At 58.6% G+C, this 21610-nt stretch carries 16 protein-coding genes; 9 read left to right on the top strand and 7 right to left on the bottom strand.

The annotated features are described in order from the left end of the window. Positions 1-27: 27 nt before the first annotated feature. From KUF73_RS25180 to KUF73_RS25160, 5 genes are all read right to left on the bottom strand, one after another. Entirely contained in the window at positions 28-1623 is a 1596-nt protein-coding gene (locus KUF73_RS25180) for an ABC transporter substrate-binding protein (RefSeq protein WP_218440708.1), read from the bottom strand. Between the two features lie 73 nt (positions 1624-1696). Next, positions 1697-3130 (bottom strand): OprD family porin, encoded by a 1434-nt coding sequence (locus tag KUF73_RS25175; RefSeq protein WP_218440707.1) that lies wholly within the window; start codon positions 3128-3130, stop codon positions 1697-1699. A gap of 171 nt (positions 3131-3301) precedes the next feature. Further along, positions 3302-4903, bottom strand: a complete 1602-nt coding sequence (locus KUF73_RS25170) for an ABC transporter substrate-binding protein (RefSeq protein WP_218440706.1) — start codon at positions 4901-4903, stop codon at positions 3302-3304. Positions 4904-5207: 304 nt separating this feature from the next. Next, the gene (locus KUF73_RS25165) at positions 5208-6833 is read right to left on the bottom strand and encodes an ABC transporter substrate-binding protein (RefSeq protein ID WP_218440705.1); all 1626 of its coding nucleotides are present in this window, start codon (positions 6831-6833) and stop codon (positions 5208-5210) included. Positions 6834-7330: 497 nt separating this feature from the next. Continuing rightward, a complete protein-coding gene (locus KUF73_RS25160) occupies positions 7331-8047 on the bottom strand; it encodes an SIMPL domain-containing protein (protein ID WP_218440704.1) in 717 nt (238 codons plus the stop codon). 341 nt (positions 8048-8388) lie between these two features. Here KUF73_RS25160 and KUF73_RS25155 point away from each other — a divergent pair, with 341 nt between their 5' ends. The 9 genes from KUF73_RS25155 (at position 8389) to KUF73_RS25115 (ending at position 19970) form a co-directional block, all read left to right on the top strand. Beyond that, positions 8389-9651 carry an ATP-binding protein gene (locus tag KUF73_RS25155; protein WP_218440703.1) on the top strand — a complete coding sequence of 421 codons (1263 nt, stop codon included), beginning with the start codon at positions 8389-8391 and terminating at the stop codon, positions 9649-9651. Next, entirely contained in the window at positions 9644-10204 is a 561-nt protein-coding gene (locus KUF73_RS25150; RefSeq protein WP_150703605.1) for a response regulator transcription factor, read from the top strand. The genes KUF73_RS25155 and KUF73_RS25150 overlap by 8 nt, the downstream gene beginning before the upstream one ends. A 97-nt stretch (positions 10205-10301) precedes the next feature. Then, positions 10302-12029, top strand: a complete 1728-nt coding sequence (locus tag KUF73_RS25145) for an ABC transporter ATP-binding protein/permease (protein ID WP_218440702.1) — start codon at positions 10302-10304, stop codon at positions 12027-12029. A gap of 166 nt (positions 12030-12195) precedes the next feature. Next, a complete protein-coding gene (locus tag KUF73_RS25140) occupies positions 12196-12945 on the top strand; it encodes a FadR/GntR family transcriptional regulator (RefSeq protein ID WP_218440701.1) in 750 nt (249 codons plus the stop codon). A gap of 409 nt (positions 12946-13354) precedes the next feature. Then, positions 13355-14266: a 5-dehydro-4-deoxyglucarate dehydratase gene (kdgD, locus tag KUF73_RS25135; RefSeq protein WP_218440700.1), complete on the top strand. Its 912-nt coding sequence runs from the start codon at positions 13355-13357 to the stop codon at positions 14264-14266. 61 nt (positions 14267-14327) lie between these two features. Beyond that, positions 14328-15773 carry an aldehyde dehydrogenase family protein gene (locus KUF73_RS25130; RefSeq protein ID WP_218440699.1) on the top strand — a complete coding sequence of 482 codons (1446 nt, stop codon included), beginning with the start codon at positions 14328-14330 and terminating at the stop codon, positions 15771-15773. 175 nt (positions 15774-15948) lie between these two features. Next, entirely contained in the window at positions 15949-17313 is a 1365-nt protein-coding gene (locus KUF73_RS25125) for an MFS transporter (RefSeq protein WP_218440698.1), read from the top strand. An 11-nt stretch (positions 17314-17324) separates the two neighbouring features. Then, complete coding sequence (gene garD / locus KUF73_RS25120; RefSeq protein WP_218440697.1) at positions 17325-18878, top strand: galactarate dehydratase; 1554 nt, start codon at positions 17325-17327, stop codon at positions 18876-18878. 150 nt (positions 18879-19028) lie between these two features. Further along, positions 19029-19970, top strand: a complete 942-nt coding sequence (locus KUF73_RS25115) for an AEC family transporter (RefSeq protein ID WP_218440696.1) — start codon at positions 19029-19031, stop codon at positions 19968-19970. Between the two features lie 165 nt (positions 19971-20135). On the opposite strand, the gene KUF73_RS25110 is transcribed toward KUF73_RS25115, so the two are convergent. Further along, positions 20136-20516 (bottom strand): carboxymuconolactone decarboxylase family protein, encoded by a 381-nt coding sequence (locus tag KUF73_RS25110; RefSeq protein ID WP_047537646.1) that lies wholly within the window; start codon positions 20514-20516, stop codon positions 20136-20138. After that, positions 20513-21574, bottom strand: a complete 1062-nt coding sequence (locus KUF73_RS25105; protein ID WP_218440695.1) for a calcium/sodium antiporter — start codon at positions 21572-21574, stop codon at positions 20513-20515. Before KUF73_RS25105 ends, KUF73_RS25110 begins: the two co-directional genes overlap by 4 nt. Positions 21575-21610: the final 36 nt, after the last annotated feature.

Below are 21610 nucleotides of genomic sequence, written 5' to 3'. Positions count from 1 at the left end.
GGGTCAGGGACACCGGGAGTTTTCTTATTACTTCACCTGGGTGGTGGCGAAGTTATTCGTGGTGAGGGGGCTAATGTGGTAGCCCTCTACGTTGTTGCGCATTGCGGTGAACATTCTAGTGTGTGCCATGCTGATCCATGGCTGGTCCTGATTGAAAATAACCTGGGCCTGTTCGTACAACGCTGCTCGCTCGGCCGGGTCGGTTTTTTCGCGGGCCTGGTCGATCAGGGTCTGGAACTTGTCATTGCACCAGCGCGCGTAGTTTTCTCCGTTCTTCGCCGCTTCACAACTGAGCATAGGCGTCAGGAAGTTATCCGGGTCGCCGTTATCGCCCGCCCATCCGGCCGCTACCATGTCGTGCTCGCCGTTTTTCGCGCGCTTGAGCATTTCGCCCCATTCCATCACGCGGATGTCGATCTTGATGCCAACCTTGGCCAGATCAGCCTGCATCATCTGCGCGGCAAGCATCGGGTTCGGGTTGGTAGCACCGCCACCGTTGCGGGTGAACAAGGTGAACACAGTGCCTTGCGGCACGCCAGCGTCTTTGAGCAGGGCGCGAGCCTTGTCCAGGTCGCGGGGCGGGTTGGTCAGTTTATGGTTGTAGCCCAGCAGGGTGTCGGGGTACGGGTTGACCGCCACGGTAGCATTGCCTTTGCCAAACAGCGCGTTGACCACCGCTTCTTTGTCGAAGGCGATGTCGATGGCTTTACGCACTCGCACATCACTCATGTACTTGTGGGAAGTGTTCATGGCGATGTACGAAACGGTCATCGCGTTCATCTCGTCAACCTTCAGGTTGGCGTCTTTCTTGATGCTCGGGATGTCATCCGGTTTTGGATACAGCGCGACCTGGCACTCATTGGCCTTGAGTTTTTGCAGGCGCACGTTGTTGTCGGTGGCAATGGCCAGGATTAGCGCATCTGCCGGCGGTTTGCCACGGAAGTAGTCCGGGTTGGCCTTGAAGCGAACCTGAGCGTCCTTGTTATAGCGCTGGAACACGAACGGGCCGGTGCCGACCGGTTTGTTGTTCAGATCGCCCATTTTGTTGGCCTTGAGCAACTGGTCGGCGTACTCGGCGGAATAGATCGACGCGAATGCCATGGCGATGTCGGCCAAGAACGGCGCTTCGCGGCGCGTCAGAGTGAACTTGACGGTGTTGTCATCAAGCTTCTCGACGCTTTTGAGCAGCTCCTTGAAACCCATGCTTTCAAAGTACGGGTAGCCCACGCTCGACTGTGTGTGCCACGGGTGATTCGGGTCCAGTTGACGCTGGAAGCTCCAGAGCACGTCGTCGGCGTTCATGTCGCGGGTCGGCTTGAAGTATTCGGTGGTGTGGAACTTGACGCCTTTACGCAGATGGAACGTGTAGGTCAGGCCGTCTTCGCTGATGTCCCAGGATTCGGCCAGCGCCGGAATCACTTCCGTGGTGCCAGGCTTAAAATCCGCCAGGCGGTTGAAGATGGTTTCAGCTGCGGCGTCGGCGGTGACTGCAGTCGTGTACAGCGCTGTGTCAAAGCCTTCCGGGCTGTTTTCGGTGCAAACCACGAGGGGTTTGGCCGACACGCCAACAGCGACACTCAGCAACGCGGCCGCGATGGCCGCACGTAGGGGAAGCATTTTCATCAAGAACCCTCTGCAATCGGTGAACGGGTTAACCGAACGGCTGACTCGTTGAGCCAGCCGCCAGGTGGCGTTTTTACAGGATGTTGAACGGAACAGTGGTCACGAGACGGAACTCGTTGATGTTGCCGTCAGCCTGGTTTTCGCTGGCGCGGTGAGTGGTGTAGGTCGCGCGAACAGTGGTGGCCTTGAGTGGGCCGCTTTGTACCGCGTATGAAGCGCCGATGCCATATTCGTAATGGTGTTCGCCGTCTTGAACCTGGATGCCGTCATAGCCTTTGTCGACGACACCTTTATTGCCATCGTAGTGAGTACCGTCGATACCCCAGCCACGAGCCTGGTAAATATTGAATTTCAGGCCCGGCACACCGTATTCGGCCATGTTCAGACCGTAGGCGATCTGGAAGGATTTTTCGTTCGGGCCGTTGAAGTCCGACAGCAGGGAGTTGGCCAGGTAGATGCCGTTGGTTTCGTGCAGGTAGTCGAAGTACTCGTTACCGTTCACTTCCTGATACGAGAAGGTCAGGCTGTGGGCCTGGTGGGTCAGGCCGAACGAAAGGGAATAGGTGTCGTTGTCGATGTCGCCGATCAGCGCCTTACCTTGATCTTGGGTTTTGTAGTAGTTCAGGCCGGTGGTCAGGCTCAGAACCTGGCTGTCGCCCAGCACATGGGTGGCGCCGAAGTAGTATTGGTTCCAGATGTCTTCGGCCTGGGTCGCCCAAAGGCTGGTAGTCAGGCTGGCAAATGGCGTGTAGGTGATGCCACCGGTGTAGATGTGATCGCTTTCAACGATGCCATTGGCGTATTCGGTGCGGAACTTGCGCTGGCTTTCTTCGGTACGTGGGGAGTTGCGATCGAAGGTGGCCAGGTCGAAAGCAAGATTGTTCAACTCTTCGCTGTGGATCGCGACACCTTCGAAACTGGAAGGCAGCGGACGGTTGCCGATGACGTCGACTTGCGGGCTGCTGAAGTTCATCCGGCCGGCAGTCAGGGTGGTGTTGGAGATACGAGCCTTGACGTTGGCCAGGCCCATTTTGCTCCACTGGCCTTGGGCGTCGCCGCCTTCTTTGGTCAGCGTACGGTTGTAACCGGCCTTCGCGCGATCACCCGGAGCGCCACCGAAGCGAGAGGCCAAGTCTTCGCGATCACGATCCAGTGCGATGGCATTGTAGGCTGCAACTTCAGTGCTAAAACCGACAGTCCCTTCGGTGAAGCCCGAGTTGTACTTGACGATAGTGCCTTGAACCCAGTTGATACGGCGGTCTGTATCGGTCAATACACCGTTTTTGTTGTATTGGAACTTGGAGCCACGCTTCAGTTGCTCGTTGGCGTACCAGTTACGCGTGGTGCCGCTGATCGACTGGCCTTCGACGAAACCAGTGGCTTCGCTTTGGGCGCTTTTCTCATTCACGGTAACCGGGGTGTACGCCTGGCTTTGGGTCTCTGCGTAAGCCGTCGCGGTTACGCTGCTGATGGCCAGGGCCAGTATCGCGGTGCTGCTCAGTTTCATGGGTGAAGCTCCTTACTTTCTTTTTTTTATGCAGGTCTTTTTGGGTTGACCGGCTTTTGGTTTAGAACTCATTCACGCATCGCAAACGTTTGCTGTCAGCCAAATAGGCGAATAACGGCAATACGCTTGCGTGAGGGCGCAATGCGCCCCCAGCGTTTTAGCTACACGGTTTTATTTTTCGATGCTGACACCCGAGAACACGTTACGACCGAAGGGGCTGACCTTGAACCCTTCGATTTTGGCGCTCAACGGCTGGTTGACCGTCGAGTGGGCGACTGGCGTGATCGGTACCTGCTGCTTGAGGTACTGTTGCGCCTGTTTGTAGAGCTCTATGCGTTGCTCGCGGTCGGTCACGACCTTGGCTTGCTTGATCAGCTTGTCGTAAGCCGGATCACACCACATGGAATAGTTGTTGCCGCCAATGGCGTCGCAGCTGTACAGCGTGCCCAGCCAGTTATCCGGGTCACCGTTGTCGCCGGTCCAGCCGATCAGGCTGATGTCGTGTTCGCCATTCTTGGTGCGCTTGATGTACTCGCCCCATTCATAGCTGACAATCTTCACCTTTAGACCGATCTTGGCCCAGTCAGCCTGGAGCATTTCGGCCATCAACTTGGCGTTGGGGTTGTACGGACGCTGTACGGGCATGGCCCACAGGGTGATTTCGGTTCCTTCTTTCACGCCGGCAGCCTTGAGCAGTTCCTTGGCTTTTTCCGGGTTGTAGGCGGCGTCCTTGATGGACTCGTCGTAGGACCATTGGGTCGGCGGCATGGCGTTGACGGCCAATTGTCCCGCGCCCTGATAAACGGCGTTGAGAATGCCTTGCTTGTTCACCGCCATGTCCAGCGCCTGGCGCACTTCGAGCTGATCGAACGGCTTGTGGCGCACGTTGTAGGCGATGTAGCCGAGGTTGAAGCCTGGCTTCTCGATCAACTGCAGTTTCGGGTCGTTCTTCAGCGCGGCAACGTCGGCAGGGCGCGGATGCAAAGTGATCTGGCACTCTCCGGCCTTGAGCTTCTGCACGCGCACCGATGCGTCGGTGTTGATGGCGAAAATCAGGTTGTCGAGCTTGACCCGGCTCGGGTCCCAGTAATGCTTGTTGCCGGTGTAACGGATGTTCGAGTCTTTCTGATAGCTCTTGAATACGAACGGCCCGGTGCCGATCGGCTTCTGGTTGATGTCGCTCGGCTTGCCTCCGGCCAGCAGTTGGTCGGCGTACTCGGCAGAGAGGATTGCGGCGAAACTCATGGCGATGTTCTGGATGAACGCGGCGTCCACGCTGTTAAGCGTCATGACCACGGTCAGCGGCCCGGTCTTTTCGACCTTGGCGATATTCTTGTTCAGGCTCATCCCGTTGAAGTACGGAAATTCCGTCGGGTAGGCCTTACGGAACGGCTGTTGCGGATCGAGCATGCGATTGAACGTGAACAGCACGTCGTCGGCGTTGAAATCGCGCGTCGGAGTGAAGTACTTGGTCGTATGAAATTTCACCCCAGGACGCAGGTGAAAGGTGTACTTGAGTCCGTCCTCGGAAATATCCCAACTAGTGGCCAGGCCCGGTACGACATTGGTCGCGCCTTTTTCGAATTCTGCCAGGCGGTTGTACAACGGTTCGGCGGCGTCGTTATCGGTCGCGGTCGTGTACTGCGCGGTATCGAAGCCGGCAGGGCTGCCTTCGGAGCAGAACACCAGGCTGTTGTTGGCCGCCTGGCTCATGGAAGTGGCGGCTAACAGGCCGGTGCCCAGCAATGCGGATAAAACCAAGGTATGGCGCATAACGCTCCCTCTTGTTCAGTGTTTTGCAATGAGCTTTCGTCCCGTCCCTGGAGGTGAAAGCGTCACTGGTTTCAAGCCATGACGTGGATCAGAAAAACCGATGACCCACGCATGAACTGGTCGGATCCCGACGGTATGAATCGTGGGTCCGGCAGTAAATGCGTAGAGTCCGAAAGACTCGTAGGAAATGACGACGCGTCCTAAAGGAATGCTGTAGTCAGCAGACGATTTGGATGTAGGCGGATTCCTGCTTTCTCGGTAGATAAAATAACGGCGACGTTAAAAACGTCGCCGTTACCCAATCTTATTTGCTGACGCTGACGCCGTAGAAGGAGTTCAAGCCGAATGGGCTGATCTTGAAGTCCTGCACGTTGGCGCGCATAGGCTGGAACACCGTCGAGTGAGCGATAGGTGTCATTGGAACAGCGTCCTTGAGGACGTGTTGTGCCTGCTTGTACAGCTCGGTGCGTTTGGCTTGATCCGAGGTCCGTTTAGCTTGTTTGACGATGTCGTCGAACTTCTTGTCGCACCACTTGGAGAAGTTGTTACCTTCCAGCGAGTCGCAACCGAACAGCACGTTCAGCCAGTTGTCCGGATCACCATTGTCACCGCTCCAGCCAATCAGCATCGCCTGGTTTTCGCCACCTTTGGAGCGCTTGATGTACTCGCCCCACTCGTAGCTCTGGATCTTGACCTTGAGGCCGATCTTGGCCCAGTCGGACTGCAGCATTTCTGCCATCAGTTTGGCGTTCGGGTTATACGGACGCTGTACCGGCATCGCCCAGAGAACGATTTCGGTGCCTTCCTTGACGCCGGCTTCCTTGAGCAGCTCTTTGGCTTTCTCAGGATCGTACTTGGCATCTTTGATAGTGGTGTCGTAGGACCACTGGGTCGGTGGCATGGCGTTGACGGCCAGTTGGCCGGCGCCCTGGTACACGGAGTCGATGATCTGTTGCTTGTTGACGGCCATGTCCAGCGCCTGGCGAACCTTCAGGTCAGCCAGTGGGTTTGCCTCGGTTTGTCCCTTGACCTTAGGCATCACGTTGTAGGCGATATAACCCAGGTTGAAACCAGCCTGGTCAGGCAGCTTCAGGGTCTTGTCTTCGCGCAGCGCTTTCAGGTCGGCAGGACGAGGGAACAGGGTGACCTGGCACTCGTTTTTCTTCAGCTTCTGGATGCGTACCGACGGGTCGGTGGTGATGGCGAAGATCAGGTTGTCGATCTTGACGTCGTCAGGCTTCCAGTAGTCCTTGTTCCCGGTGTAGCGGATGTTGGAGTCTTTCTGGTAGCTCTTGAACACGAACGGACCAGTGCCGATCGGCTTCTGGTTGATGTCGGCGGCTTTGCCTTCCTTGAGCAGCTGGGCAGCGTACTCGGCGGACTGGATCGAGGCGAAGCTCATGGCCATGTTCTGGATGAACGCGGCATCAACGTCTTTGAGGGTGAACTTGACGGTGTGGTCGTCGACTTTATCGATCTTGGTGATGTTGGTATCCATCCCCATGTCGGTGAAGTACGGGAATTCGGTCGGGTACGCTTTGCGGAACGGGTCATCCTTGTTAATCATGCGATTAAAGGTGAACAGCACGTCGTCGGCGTTGAACTCACGAGTCGGCTTGAAGTACGGAGTGGTGTGGAACTTGACACCGTCACGCAGGTGGAAGGTGTAAGTCAGGCCGTCATCGGAGACGTCCCAGCTGGTCGCCAGCCCAGGAATAACGGCGGTGCCGCCGCGCTCGAACTGAGTCAGGCGGTTGAACATGGTTTCTGCAGAGGCGTCGAAGTCGGTTCCGGTGGTGTATTGACCTGGATCGAAACCGGCCGGGCTCCCTTCGGAGCAGAACACCAGATTGGTCGCAGCTTGGGCGAACGGCGCGGCGGCTAATAAGCTGGCGCCCAGTAAAAACGGAATGACCGCTTGTTTAAGCATGGTGGCCTCATGATTGTTGTCATTTTTTGATTTTGAGGACGACCTCGTGAGTCGTGCCTGCGGATACTTATGCAGGGGCCATACCCAATGCAAGATCCAGAGCGACTACAAGCCTTAAACGGTGGCACGAACGTACCTTAATGTCGCATTTGTATAAATGTTGACGCATTTGACCGTTTGCGCGGCGTTTTTAGGGGGCAAACGACGCACTTTGGCGGTGCGCTCCGGGCGTTGGGTGCTCCTGGTTGGGGCGGGGTGTTACTTATTTATACCCCTGTTTGTGGGGTGGGTATGGGGTAAATGGGAGTGGTTATTGTTGCACCTCCGTGGATCAACGTTTAAGCGGTATCACTCAGTGCAACTGCTGGCAATTTCAATGCAGGTGCTGCTGCAGGTGCGATCTTTTGATGTTGCTTAGAGAGCGTAGATCAAAAGATCGCAGCCTGCGGCAGCTCCTACAGGTGAAATGCGATCAAATCAGTGATAGTCGTGATCGCTCAAGGCAGCAACACTTCAATCGAGCCATCGGCCGTCATGCTGACCTGGCTGGTGCCCGCTTCAACTTCCGGGTTGACCGGTGCGCCGTCCATGCTGGCGGCTTTCATCATCATTGGTGCGCGCATGAAGGGTTGCGGGTAGCCATTGCTGTTGAGGTTCAGATTGACGATTTTGTAACCCTTGCCACCCAGCGCGTCGGTAGCCAGTTGGGCGCGAGCCTTGAAGGCGGTTACGGCGTCCTTGAGCAGGGCGTCTTCGCTGGCCTTGCGCGTTGGTGTGGCGATGGCGAAGTCCATGCCGCCCATTTTCAGATCGGTGAGCAGTTCGCCGGTCAACTTGGACAGCGCGGCGAAGTCCGAACTTTCCAGGCGCAATTCTGCACGTTCACGCCAGCCAGTGATTTTCTGGCCTTTGGTGTCGTAGACCGGATAGCTGTTACGGCTGCCCTGGCGCAGGGTGATGTCCTTGACTTGCTTGGCCTGGGCCAACGCCTTGTTCATGGTGGTGCTGACGTCGGCGGCGAGCTTGGCCGGGTCGCTGTTTTGCTCTTCGGTGTAGAGGGTCACGATCATCAGGTCGCGTGCCACTTCCTGACTGACTTCAGCGCGCAGGGAAATCTGGTTGTAGTGAAGTTCGTCGGCAGCCAGGGCCGGGAGGCTGGCGATGGCGCCAATGCTCAGGGCGAGGAGGGTGGCGCTGCGGCGGAATGTGTACATGAAAGCTCCTTGAAGGGGGCGCAGGGGTTATGGTCCGAGCCTGCGTGAAACCATCAGACTCTAGCTTTAATGATCCGGTTCGCACAGTTACAACTTCTATACAGATCAATCGCAGGAGGCCACGTCGTGGCCTTCGCGGGCAAGCCTCGCTCCTACAGGTGCAGTGTCGGGCACAAAACATTTGCCACCGCAAACTTGTAGGAGCGAGGCTTGCCCGCGAAGACGGCATCACAGGCGCCACATCCTTCCACCATGTGGCCGTTTGCCGCACTTTTGCCTGCCAGACCCCGTGCTTGGTTATACTCCCGGCGATCCGCCTGGAGCGCTCATCAGGAGAGCTCATGCTCGCCCCCGTTCAAATCACCTCTGCTACTCGCCAGAATCTCTGGCGGCTGACGTTCATCCGCACTTTGGTATTGGCCGCACAGGCCGGTTCGGTGGGCCTGGCTTACTGGCTTCAATTGCTGCCGCTGCCCTGGTTTCAACTGGCCGCGACCCTCGGTTGCTCGATGTTGCTGTGCGCGTTCACGGCGATCCGCTTGCGCACCACCTGGCCGGTCACCGAGCTTGAATACGCTGTACAACTGGCCTGCGACCTGTTTATCCACAGTGCCTTGCTGTACTTCTCCGGCGGTTCGACCAACCCCTTCGTCTCTTATTACCTGGTGCCGCTGACCATCGCTGCGGTGACGCTGCCGTGGCGCTATTCGGTGATCCTTTCGGGCCTGGCGCTGACGATGTACACGTTGTTGCTGGCGCAGTTCTACCCGTTGCAGACTTTCCCCATCGCCCGGGAAAACCTGCAGGTCTACGGGATGTGGCTGAGTTTCGCCCTCGCTGCTGCGGTGATTACGTTTTTCGCTGCGCGCATGGCTGAAGAACTGCGGCGTCAGGAAGAATTGCGCGCCATTCGCCGCGAAGAGGGCCTGCGCGATCAACAGTTGCTCGCCGTTGCTACCCAAGCCGCCGGCGCCGCCCATGAACTGGGCACGCCATTGGCGACCATGAGCGTATTGCTCAAGGAAATGCGTCAGGACCATCATGACCCGATGTTGCAGGATGATCTGAGCGTGCTGCAGGATCAGGTCAAACTGTGCAAGGAAACCTTGCAGCATTTGGTGCGTGCCGCCGAGGCCAATCGCCGTTTGGCGGTGGAGATGCAGGACGTCACCGACTGGCTCGACGAAGCGCTGAATCGCTGGCACCTGATGCGCCCGGAAGCCAGTTATCGCTTCCAGCGTCTGGGCCAGGGCACGGTGCCACGCATGGCGCCGCCGCCGGACCTGACCCAGGCGCTGCTGAATTTGCTGAACAACGCTGCAGATGCCTGCCCCGAAGGGTTGCAAGTGACGCTGGACTGGAACCCCGAAGACCTGACCATCAGCATCCGCGACCACGGCGCTGGTGTGCCGCTGGCCATTGCCGAGCAGATCGGCAAGCCATTTTTTACCACCAAGGGCAAAGGCTTCGGCCTGGGCCTGTTTTTGAGCAAGGCCAGCGTGACACGCGCCGGTGGCTCAGTGAAACTCTACAGTCATGAGGAAGGTGGCACGCTCACCGAGCTGCGCCTGCCTCGTGTCGCCCGAGGAGACCAACATGAGTGACGAAATCCAAGTCGAAGGCGAAGAACTGCCGCATTTGCTGCTGGTCGATGACGACGCAACCTTTACCCGCGTGATGGCCCGTGCAATGGCGCGCCGCGGTTTCCGCGTCAGCACCGCCGGTTCCGCCGAAGAAGGCCTGGCACTGGCCCAGGCCGATCTGCCGGATTACGCCGCCCTGGACCTGAAAATGGACGGCGACTCGGGCCTGGTGCTGTTGCCCAAGTTGCTGGAAATGGACCCGGAAATGCGCGTTGTGATCCTCACCGGTTATTCGAGCATTGCCACCGCCGTCGAAGCGATCAAGCGGGGTGCCTGCAACTACCTGTGCAAACCGGCCGACGCCGACGACGTGCTGGCGGCGTTGCTCTCGGAACACGCCGACCTCGACAGCCTGGTGCCGGAAAACCCGATGTCCGTAGACCGCTTGCAGTGGGAGCACATTCAGCGCGTGCTTACCGAGCACGAAGGCAACATCTCCGCCACTGCCCGCGCCCTGGGCATGCACCGCCGCACGCTGCAGCGCAAACTGCAGAAGCGTCCCGTTCGTCGCTGAACCTGCGCTGAACGAATGCGGGCCGCTTCTCGCGACAAACCGAACCGATCATCTATGATCGGTTCGTGTGTGTTCTTTTCTTTATCGAGCCTTATCCATGAATCAGAACGCTGAGTACTCCGCGGTCAACGATGCTGTGCGCGGGCAGTTTTTTCGCAAAGTGTGGGCGATGGTCACGCCTTACTGGCGCAGTGAGGAGAAGGTCAAGGCCTGGACGCTGTTGATCGCGGTGATTGCGCTGTCGCTGATCAGCGTTGGCATCTCGGTGTGGTTCAACACCTGGTACAAGGACTTTTACAACGCCCTGCAACAGAAGGACGAAGCGGCGTTCTGGCGGCTGATCCTGTACTTCTGCGCCATTGCGGCGGTGGCAATCGTCGGCGCGGTATACCGGCTCTACCTGACCCAGATGCTGACCATCCGCTGGCGGGCATGGCTCACCGAGAAACATTTCTCGCGCTGGCTTGCGGACAAAAACTACTACCAGTTGGAGCAGGGCGGGTACACCGATAACCCGGACCAGCGGATTTCCGAAGACCTCAACAACTTCACCACCGACACCTTGAGCCTGGGCATCGGCCTGTTGCGCAATGTCGTCAGCCTCGTTTCGTTCTCGATCATCCTTTGGGGCGTGTCGGGCAGCGTCGAGGTATTCGGTGTAACCATTCCCGGCTACATGTTCTGGTGCGTACTGTTGTATGCGTTGGTGGGTAGCTGGTTGACGCATTTGATCGGTCGCCGCTTGATCGGCTTGAACAATCGGCAACAACGCTTCGAAGCAGACCTGCGTTTTTCCCTGATTCGGGTGCGCGAGAATGCCGAAACCATCGCGTTGTACAACGGCGAACCCAATGAACACCGTCGCTTGAACAGTCGTTTCGGCATGGTGTGGCACAACTTCTGGGACATCATGAAGGTGTCCAAGCGTCTGACCTTCTTCACGTCCGGTTATGAGCAAGCCGCCGTGATCTTCCCCTTCATGGTCGCTGCCCCGCGTTACCTCGCCGGCAAGATCGAGCTGGGTGAACTGATGCAAATCAGCTCGGCATTCGGCAATGTCCAGGACAGTTTCAGCTGGTTCATCACCGCGTACCAGAGCCTCGCCTCCTGGCGCGCCACGTGTGATCGTCTGCTGAGTTTCCGTCAGGCCATGACTGACAATGAACAGCGTGCACCGGCCATTGATGTACAGAATCAGGGGGACGCGTTGAAGGTGCACAACCTCGGCCTCGACCTGGCTGACGGTCGTCACCTGTTGACCAGCGGTGACATGACAGTAGAAGAGGGCGAGCGCGTCATGCTCAGCGGCCGCTCCGGCAGCGGCAAGTCGACCTTGCTGCGGGCAATGGGGCATCTATGGCCAATGGGTCACGGCAGCATTCGCCTGCCGGCGGCGCGATACCTGTTCTTGCCGCAGAAGCCGTACCTGCCGATTGGCACGTTGCGTGAAGCGCTGAGTTATCCACAGCCCGGCGAAACCTACCCGAACGAGCGTTACGTGCACGTCCTGGAAACCTGCCGTCTACCGCATCTGGTGGCGCGACTCGATGAAGCCAATCACTGGCAGCGGATGCTGTCGCCGGGTGAGCAGCAACGTCTGGCCTTTGCCCGTGCGCTGCTTTACGCACCGCAATGGCTGTACATGGACGAAGCGACTTCGGCGATGGATGAAGAAGATGAAGCGTCGCTGTATCAGGCGCTGATCGATGAACTGCCGGGGCTGAGTATCATCAGCGTCGGCCATCGCAGCAGCCTCAAGCGTTTCCATCCACGGCACATTCGGATCGAGAATGGGCACCTTGTGGATCAAACCGTAACCGCATAATCACCACGGCCCTTGTAGGAGCTGCCGCAGGCTGCGATCTCTTGATCTTAAAAAATAACGTCAAAAGATCGCAGCCTGCGGCAGCTCCTGCAGGGGTGAGGTGATCGTACAACCGCGTTGAGCTATGATGCGGTTTCAGCCGAATTTTTCGAGACAGATGTTCACCATGGAAACTCCGAACGACGCACCACGCCTCCCTCGCAAGCGCCGCAGTCTCGCGCAGGAACTGGTGACGGTGCTGTCCGAGCAGATCCGCGACGGTCACCTCAAGCGTGGCGACAAGTTGCCTACCGAATCGGCGATCATGGATGCCCATGGTGTCAGCCGCACGGTGGTGCGCGAGGCGATTTCCCGATTGCAGGCGGCGGGGCAGGTGGAAACCCGTCACGGCATCGGCACCTTCGTACTCGATACCCCGAGCCCGAGTGGTTTTCGTATCGACCCGGCGACCGTGGTCACTTTGCGTGACGTGCTGGCCATTCTGGAATTGCGCATCAGCCTGGAAGTGGAATCCGCCGGCCTCGCCGCGCAACGCCGCAGTGCCGAGCAGTTGGCGCTGATGCGCGCGGCGCTGGATGCGCTGAACGAAAGCGTGTCCCATGCCAGCGATGCAGTCGCCTCGGACTTCCAGTTCCACCTGCAGATTGCCCTGTCGACCGGCAACCGCTACTTCACCGACATCATGACTCACCTGGGCACCAGCATCATTCCGCGTACGCGCCTCAACTCCGCGCGACTGGCCCATGACGATCAGCAGCACTACATGAATCGCCTGAGTCGCGAGCACGAAGAAATCTACGACGCAATTGCCCGGCAGGATTCCGATGCAGCGCGCGCTGCAATGCGTCTGCACCTGACCAACAGCCGCGAGCGCTTGCGTCATGCTCATGAAGAGGCTGAGGCGCAGCGGGGGTAGGGTTTGCAGGCTACATAATTAATGGTCTGTCAGGCCGCTTTCGCGGGCAAGCCTCGCTCCTACACAGTGGCGTGGATCAACACGAAACCCTGTAGGAGCGAGGCTTGCCCGCGAAAGGGCCTGAAGCCGTCGCACAGAACTTCAGGCCTCCGTGAATCAAGCAGCCTCTACTATCTTCCGACAACCTATCTCTAAAACACCCGACCTCGCGTTACCCAATTCCTGATCTTTTACATGTTTAAGCCCATAAACGCGGGCTGTCGTACCTTCTTGTCGAACAATTTTCACCCACGGCGATGAAATGCAGTTGACGGTTGTTTTTTAAGTTGTACGATGACCTACAACTTCGGCGCAGGCTGAACGGTTTTCTCACACACACACAAACGTCGCTACCCAGGGTGTTCGAATAATGAATCCACAAGAACTGAAGTCCATCCTTTCTTCCGGTCTGCTGTCTTTCCCAGTTACCGATTTCAATGCCCAGGGCGATTTCCACCGCGCTGGCTACATCAAGCGTCTCGAATGGCTGGCCCCATACGGCGCCTCGGCTCTGTTCGCCGCAGGCGGCACCGGTGAGTTCTTCTCTCTGGCGGCCAGCGAATATTCGGAAATCATCAAGACTGCCGTCGACACCTGCGCCACCAGCGTACCTATCCTGGCCGGTGTTGGTGGCGCGACGCGTCAAGCCATCGAGTACGCACAAGAAGCTGAACGTCTGGGCGCCAAAGGCCTGTTGCTGCTGCCGCACTACCTGACCGAAGCCAGCCAGGACGGCGTTGCCGCCCACGTTGAAGCCGTGTGCAAATCGGTCAACATCGGCGTTGTGGTCTACAACCGTAACGTCTGCCGCCTGACCGCGCCGCTGCTGGAACGTCTGGCCGAGCGCTGCCCGAACCTGATTGGCTACAAGGACGGCCTGGGTGATATCGAGTTGATGGTGTCGATCCGTCGCCGCCTCGGTGATCGCTTCAGCTACCTGGGTGGTTTGCCGACCGCCGAAGTCTACGCCGCTGCCTACAAGGCGCTGGGCGTGCCGGTTTACTCCTCGGCGGTGTTCAACTTCATCCCGAAAACCGCGATGGACTTCTACCACGCCATCGCTCGTGACGATCACGCCACCGTTGGCAAGATCATCGACGACTTCTTCCTGCCGTACCTGGACATCCGCAACCGCAAATCCGGTTACGCCGTGAGCATCGTCAAGGCCGGGGCAAAAATTGCCGGTTACGACGCAGGTCCTGTGCGTGCACCGCTGACCGATCTGACTGGCGAAGAGTACGAAATGCTCGCCGCGCTGATCGACAAGCAAGGTGCTCAATAACACACCCGATTAAACAAGGCCGCTGAGTACTCAGCGGCCTTTTGCGTGAGGAGAACATTTCGTGGCAGATGCAAAGCGTTTTGATAACTACATCAACGGCGAATGGGTTGCGGGCGGTGATTACTGCGCCAACATCAACCCGTCCGAATTGACCGATACCATCGGCAACTACGCCAAGGCTGATCTGGCGCAAGTCCACGCCGCCATCGACGCTGCTCGCGCTGCGTTCCCGGCCTGGTCGACGTCGGGCATTCAGGCACGTCACGATTCGCTGGATAAAGTCGGTACTGAAATCCTCGCTCGTCGCGAAGAGCTCGGCACCTTGCTGGCCCGTGAAGAAGGCAAGACCCTGCCTGAAGCCATCGGCGAAGTGACCCGCGCCGGTAACATTTTCAAGTTCTTCGCCGGTGAGTGCCTGCGCCTGTCCGGCGACTACCTGCCGTCGGTGCGTCCGGGCGTCAACGTTGAAGTCACCCGCGAAGCCTTGGGCGTGGTCGGTCTGATCACGCCGTGGAACTTCCCGATTGCGATCCCTGCGTGGAAAATCGCCCCGGCCCTGGCTTACGGCAACTGCGTCGTGCTCAAGCCTGCGGACCTGGTGCCGGGTTGCGCCTGGGCACTGGCGGAAATTATATCCCGCGCAGGCTTCCCGGCCGGTGTGTTCAACCTGGTGATGGGCAGCGGTCGTGTAGTTGGCGATGCGCTGGTGCAGAGCTCGAAAGTCGACGGCATCAGCTTCACCGGTTCCGTGGGTGTCGGTCGTCAGATCGCCGTCAGCTGCGTGTCGCGTCAAGCCAAAGTCCAGCTGGAAATGGGCGGCAAGAACCCGCAAATCATTCTCGACGACGCCGACCTCAAGCAAGCGGTCGAGCTGTCGGTACAGAGCGCGTTCTACTCCACCGGCCAGCGTTGCACGGCATCGAGCCGTTTCATCGTTACTGCCGGGATTCACGACAAGTTTGTCGAAGCCATGGCCGAGCGCATGAAGTCGATCAAGGTCGGCCACGCTTTGAAAGCCGGCACCGACATCGGTCCAGTGGTTTCGCAAGCACAGCTTGAACAAGACATGAAGTACATCGACATCGGCCAGTCCGAAGGTGCGCGCCTGGTCAGCGGTGGCGGTCTGGTGACCTGCGACACCGAGGGCTACTACCTCGCGCCAACGCTGTTTGCCGACAGCGAAGCCGCGATGCGCATCAGCCGCGAAGAGATTTTTGGCCCGGTGGCCAACGTGGTTCGCGTAGCGGATTACGACGCCGCTCTGGCCATGGCCAACGACACCGAGTTCGGTCTGTCGGCGGGCATCGCCACCACGTCGTTGAAATACGCCAACCACTTCAAGCGCCACTCCCAGGCCGGGATGGTGATGGTCAACCTGCCGACCGCTGGTGTGGATTACCACGTTCCGTTCGGTGGCCGTAAAGGTTCGTCCTACGGATCGCGTGAGCAAGGTCGCTATGCGCAAGAGTTCTACACCGTGGTGAAGACTTCTTATATCGGTTCCTGATACACGCAGTACCCCTGTAGGAGCTGCCGCAGGCTGCGATCTTTTGATCTTGATTTTCGGCGTATTAAAAAGCGCCAAAGATCAAAAGATTGCAGCCTCGTTGCACTCGACAGCTCCTACAGGGAGCAACACAGATTCACCCGCGCATAAAAATAATTTGTGGGAGTACATCTACATGCAATCGACCAAGAAGCCGACTCACGTCCGCTATTTGATCCTGCTCATGCTGTTTCTGGTGACCACGATCAACTATGCCGACCGGGCTACCATCGCTATCGCCGGCTCCAGCCTGCAAAAAGACCTCGGCATCGACGCCGTTACCCTCGGCTACATCTTCTCCGCATTCGGTTGGGCCTACGTGGCCGGGCAAATTCCCGGTGGCTGGTTGCTGGACCGTTTCGGCTCGAAAAAAATCTATGCCTTGAGCATCTTCACCTGGTCGCTGTTCACGGTATTGCAGGGTTATGTCGGCGAGTTCGGCATGTCCACGGCGATCGTTGCACTGTTCATGCTGCGCTTCCTGGTGGGCCTGGCTGAAGCGCCATCCTTCCCCGGCAACGCGCGCATCGTGGCCGCGTGGTTCCCGACTGCTGAACGCGGTACAGCGTCTGCGATCTTCAACTCGGCGCAATACTTCGCCACCGTACTGTTTGCACCGCTGATGGGCTGGATCGTCTACAGCTTCGGCTGGCAGCATGTGTTCGTGGTAATGGGCGGTATCGGCATCGTGTTCTCGCTGATCTGGCTGAAAGTTATCCACAGCCCGCGCCAGCACCCGATGATCAATGACGAAGAGTTCAAGTACATCGCCGACAACGGCGGCATGGTCGACATGGACCAGGACAAAGGCAAAAAAGTCGACGGTCCGAAATGGGACTACATCCGCCAGTTGCTGACCAACCGCATGATGCTCGGCGTGTATCTTGGCCAATACTGCATCAACGGCATCACCTACTTCTTCCTGACCTGGTTCCCGGTGTACCTGGTGCAGGAACGCGGCATGACCATCCTCAAGGCCGGTTTCATTGCTTCGTTGCCAGCGATCTGCGGCTTCATTGGCGGGGTGCTCGGCGGGGTGATTTCCGACTACCTGCTGCGCAAAGGCCATTCGCTGACCTTCGCCCGCAAGGCGCCGATCATTGCCGGTCTGCTGGTTTCCAGCAGCATCGTGGCGTGCAATTACGTCGACATCGAATGGATGGTCGTGGGTTTCATGGCCCTGGCATTTTTCGGCAAAGGCGTGGGCGCACTGGGTTGGGCGGTGGTTTCCGACACATCGCCAAAACAGATTGCCGGTTTGAGCGGTGGCCTGTTCAACATGTTCGGTAACCTTGCTTCGATCACCACTCCGATCGTCATTGGTTACATCATCAGCTCCACTGGCTCGTTCAAATGGGCGCTGGTGTTTGTGGGTTGCAACGCATTGGTCGCGGTGTTCAGCTATCTGGTCATCGTTGGTCCGATCAAACGTGTGGTGCTCAAAGAGCCACCGGTTGGCGGCCCTGAAACAAACGGCAAATTGTCTCAAGCGCATTCCTGAGGAGCGGCGTCATGCAGTTGATTGAACATTCCGACTCGCCGCGCTACATCCGCCTGCACGAGCGGGACAATGTGGTGATCGTGGTCAACGATCAGGGCGTACCGGCCGGCACCGCGTTTGCGGATGGCCTGGTTACCGTGGACTTCGTGCCACAGAGCCATAAAGTCACCCTGGAAGACATTCCCGAGGGTGGCCAGGTGATTCGTTACGGCCAGACCATTGGCTACGCCTTGCAGCCGATTCCACGCGGCAGTTGGGTCAAGGAAGATCAACTGCGCATGCCGACCGCGCCGCCGCTGGACAGCTTGCCGCTGTCCACCGAAGTGCCGGCCGCGCAAGCACCGCTGGAAGGCTTTACTTTCGAGGGTTATCGCAACGCCGACGGCACCGTCGGCACGCGCAACATTCTCGGCATCACCACCACGGTGCAATGCGTGACCGGCGTGCTGGATCACGCGGTCAAGCGCATCAAGGACGAGTTGCTGCCCAAGTACCCACACGTCGATGACGTAGTGGCGCTGACCCACAGCTACGGCTGTGGCGTGGCAATCACTGCCACTGACGCCTATATCCCGATTCGTACCGTGCGCAACCTGGCGCGCAATCCGAATCTGGGCGGCGAGGCATTGGTGATCAGCCTGGGCTGCGAGAAATTGCAGGCCGGGCAAGTGATGCACGAGAACGACAGCTCGGTGGATCTGAGCGAGCCGTGGTTGTATCGCCTGCAGGATTCCAGCCACGGTTTTACCGAGATGATCGAGCAGATCATGGCGCTGGCTGAGACCCGTTTGAAAAAACTCGATCAGCGCCGTCGGGAAACCGTGCCGGCGTCCGAGCTGATACTGGGCATGCAGTGCGGCGGCAGTGATGCGTTTTCCGGGATCACCGCCAACCCGGCCCTGGGCTACGCCTCGGACTTGCTGCTGCGCGCTGGCGCGACGGTGATGTTCTCCGAAGTCACCGAAGTGCGCGATGCGATCTACCTGCTGACTTCCCGGGCACAAACCACGGAAGTCGCTCAGGAACTGGTGCGGGAAATGGACTGGTACGACCGTTACCTGGCCAAGGGTGAAGCGGATCGCAGCGCCAACACCACGCCGGGCAACAAGAAAGGCGGGTTGTCGAACATTGTCGAAAAGTCCTTGGGTTCGATCGTCAAGTCCGGCAGCAGTGCAATCACTGGCGTGCTCGGTCCTGGCGAGCGCTTCAAGGAGAAAGGCCTGATCTTCTGCGCGACCCCGGCCAGCGACTTTGTCTGCGGGACGTTGCAGTTGGCGGCGGGGATGAACCTGCATGTGTTTACCACCGGTCGCGGCACGCCTTACGGGCTGGCGATGGCGCCGGTGGTGAAGGTATCGACCCGGACCGAACTGGCGCAGCGCTGGCCGGACCTGATCGACATCGACGCCGGGCGCATCGCCACCGGACGCGCCTCTATCGAAGACCTTGGCTGGGAGTTGTTCCACTACTACCTGGACGTGGCCAGCGGCAAGAAACAGACGTGGGCGGAAAAGCACAAGCTGCATAACGACATCACGTTGTTCAACCCGGCGCCTATTACCTGATTCCGGGTTGCCTGGAAAAGATCGCAGCCTGCGGCAGCTACAGGGTTATGTGTACTCTGTAGCTGCCGCAGGCTGCGATCTTTTGATCTTAATGTGCTCGGCTGGCTTATCATTAGCCCCCTAACGACGCCCACCTCAAGGTCACCCGGCATGCTGGCAATTTTCCTCGAAACCCTGAACATCACCGCGCCGGTGTTTGCCATGCTGTTTCTGGGGGTGTTGCTCAAACGCATCGACTGGATCAACGACAATTTCATCCACACCGCATCGGCCCTGGTGTTCAACGTCACCATGCCGGCGTTGCTGTTTCTGGGCATCCTGCATGCCGACCTGCACGCCGCGCTGCAACCGGCGCTGCTGATCTACTTCTCCCTCGCCACCCTGGTGGGCTTTGCCATTGCCTGGGGGTGGGCGATTCTCAAATGTCCACGCGAAGACCGCGGCATCTACACCCAAGGTGCCTTTCGCGGTAACAACGGAGTCATTGGCCTGGCGCTGGCGGCGAGCATGTACGGCGACTATGGGATTTCCCTCGGGGCGATTCTCGCGGCGCTGGTGATCCTGTTCTACAACACGCTCTCGACCATCGTGCTGGCGGTGTACAGCCCGGTCATCAAGTCCGACCCGTGGAGCATTTGCAAAAGCGTGTTCAGCAATCCGCTGATCATCAGCGTGATTGCTGCCGCGCCGTTCGCGTACTTCAAGATCGGCTTGCCGGGATGGCTGGAAACGTCCGGCCAGTACCTGGCGCAAACCACTTTACCGTTGGCCCTGATCTGCATTGGTGGCACGCTGTCGCTCGCGGCGTTGCGCAAAAGCGGCAGGATGGCGCTGAGTTCAAGCCTGGTGAAGATGCTCGGCCTGCCGATACTGGCGACCCTGGGTGCATGGCTGTGGGGTTTTCGCGGGGCGGAGTTGGGGATTCTGTTTCTGTACTTCGGCAGCCCGACCGCTGCGGCCAGTTTCGTCATGGCCCGTCAGGCCGATGGCAATCATGAACTGGCAGCGGCGATCATCGTCATCACCACACTGATGGCGGCAGTCACCACCAACATCGGGATCTTTTTGTTGCAGTGGGGTGGGTGGATCTAAGATCAAAAGATCGCAGCCTGGGGCAGCGCCTACATGATCGGGTTTACACGCGGACAATGTAGGAGCTGCCGAAGGCTGCGATCTTTTGATCTTCTACACCTTCGAGCGCGCAACAAAACAAGATCAAAAGATCGCAGCCTGCGGCAGCTCCTACAGGGGTTGGCGTTATTCCGGCTTTTGGTAGGTATCAATCACTTCCTGCGCCGCTCGAAACGCATCGATCGCCGCCGGCACGCCGGCATATACCGCGCAATGCAGCAGTGCCTCACGAATTTCTTCTACGGTGCAGCCGTTGTTCAAAGCACCGCGCACATGACCTTTCAACTCCTGCGGGCACTTCAGCGCGGTCAGCGCCGCCAGGGTGATCAGGCTGCGGGTTTTCAGTGGCAGGCCTTCGCGGCTCCAGACGCTGCCCCAGGCGTGTTCATTGACGAAGTCCTGCAACGGCTGGGTGAACTCGGTGGCGTTGCCCAGCGCGCGATCGACAAAGGCATCGCCCATCACTTGGCGGCGTACTTCAACGCCGGTTTTTTTATTCTCGGTCATGGCAATTCCCTCTTGTGGTGTTGGCGACGCCAGGCGCGCAGCGACGTGAACAGCAAGAACGCCAACAGCGCCGGCAGGACAAAAAACAACATCAGATGTTCAAGCTTGCCCGCCAGCGGCATGCCGGTGGTAAACGACACCACGTGCAGGCCGTAAGCCAGGTATAAGCCTAAAAAAAGCAGACCTTCGGCGCGGGTCACCCGGTAACCGGAATAGAACACCGGCAGGCACAGCGCCGCGACACCGAGCATCACCGGCAGGTCGAAATCCAGGGCATTGGGCGATACCGACAGCGGCGACGGCGCAATCAGCGCCGTAATGCCCAGTACGCCCAGCAGATTGAACAGGTTGCTGCCGATCACGTTGCCGACGGCGATTTCCCGTTCACCGCGCAGGGCGGCGATCAGCGAAGTGGCGAGTTCTGGCAGGGAAGTGCCGACGGCGACGATGGTCAGGCCAATGATCCGCTCCGACAGTCCAAGGTCGGTAGCGACAGCAACCGCCGCGCCCAGCAACAAATGACCGGCGTACACCAGCATCGCCAGACCGAAGATGATCATCAGCAGGCTGCTGACCCACGGCGTTTGCCCGGTGTGGTCATGACTCGATACCGGACGCACCGAATGCCGCGACTGACGCAATAACAAGCCCAGATACAGCAACAGCGCCGCGAGCAACATCACGCCGTCGACGCGGGTCAGCTCTTCATTCCACGCCAGCACAAACACCAGCAGGCTGGCACCGATCATCAGCGGGATATCCAGGCGCACCAGTTGGCGCGACACCCGCAGGGGGATGATCAGTGCAGAAAGACCGAGGGTGACGAGAATGTTGAAAATGCTGCTGCCGATGACGCTACCAACGGCGATATCGGCGTTATGCGCCAGGGTGGCTTGCAGGCTGACCGCCATCTGCGGCGCGCTGCTGCCGAGGGCGACGATGGTCAGGCCGATGATCAGCGGACGCACGTGCAGGCGTGCGGCCAGGCGCACGGCGGCGCGCACCATCAGTTCAGCGCCGGCAATCAGTAGCACAAGCCCGCTGAGCAATTCGATCACGCTGATGAGGGGTAAATCGGCTAGTCCGAGGATGAT

This window comes from Pseudomonas sp. PD9R (assembly GCF_019200975.1).
Classification (GTDB): domain Bacteria; phylum Pseudomonadota; class Gammaproteobacteria; order Pseudomonadales; family Pseudomonadaceae; genus Aquipseudomonas.
This window is presented reverse-complemented; position numbering and strand designations above follow the sequence as displayed.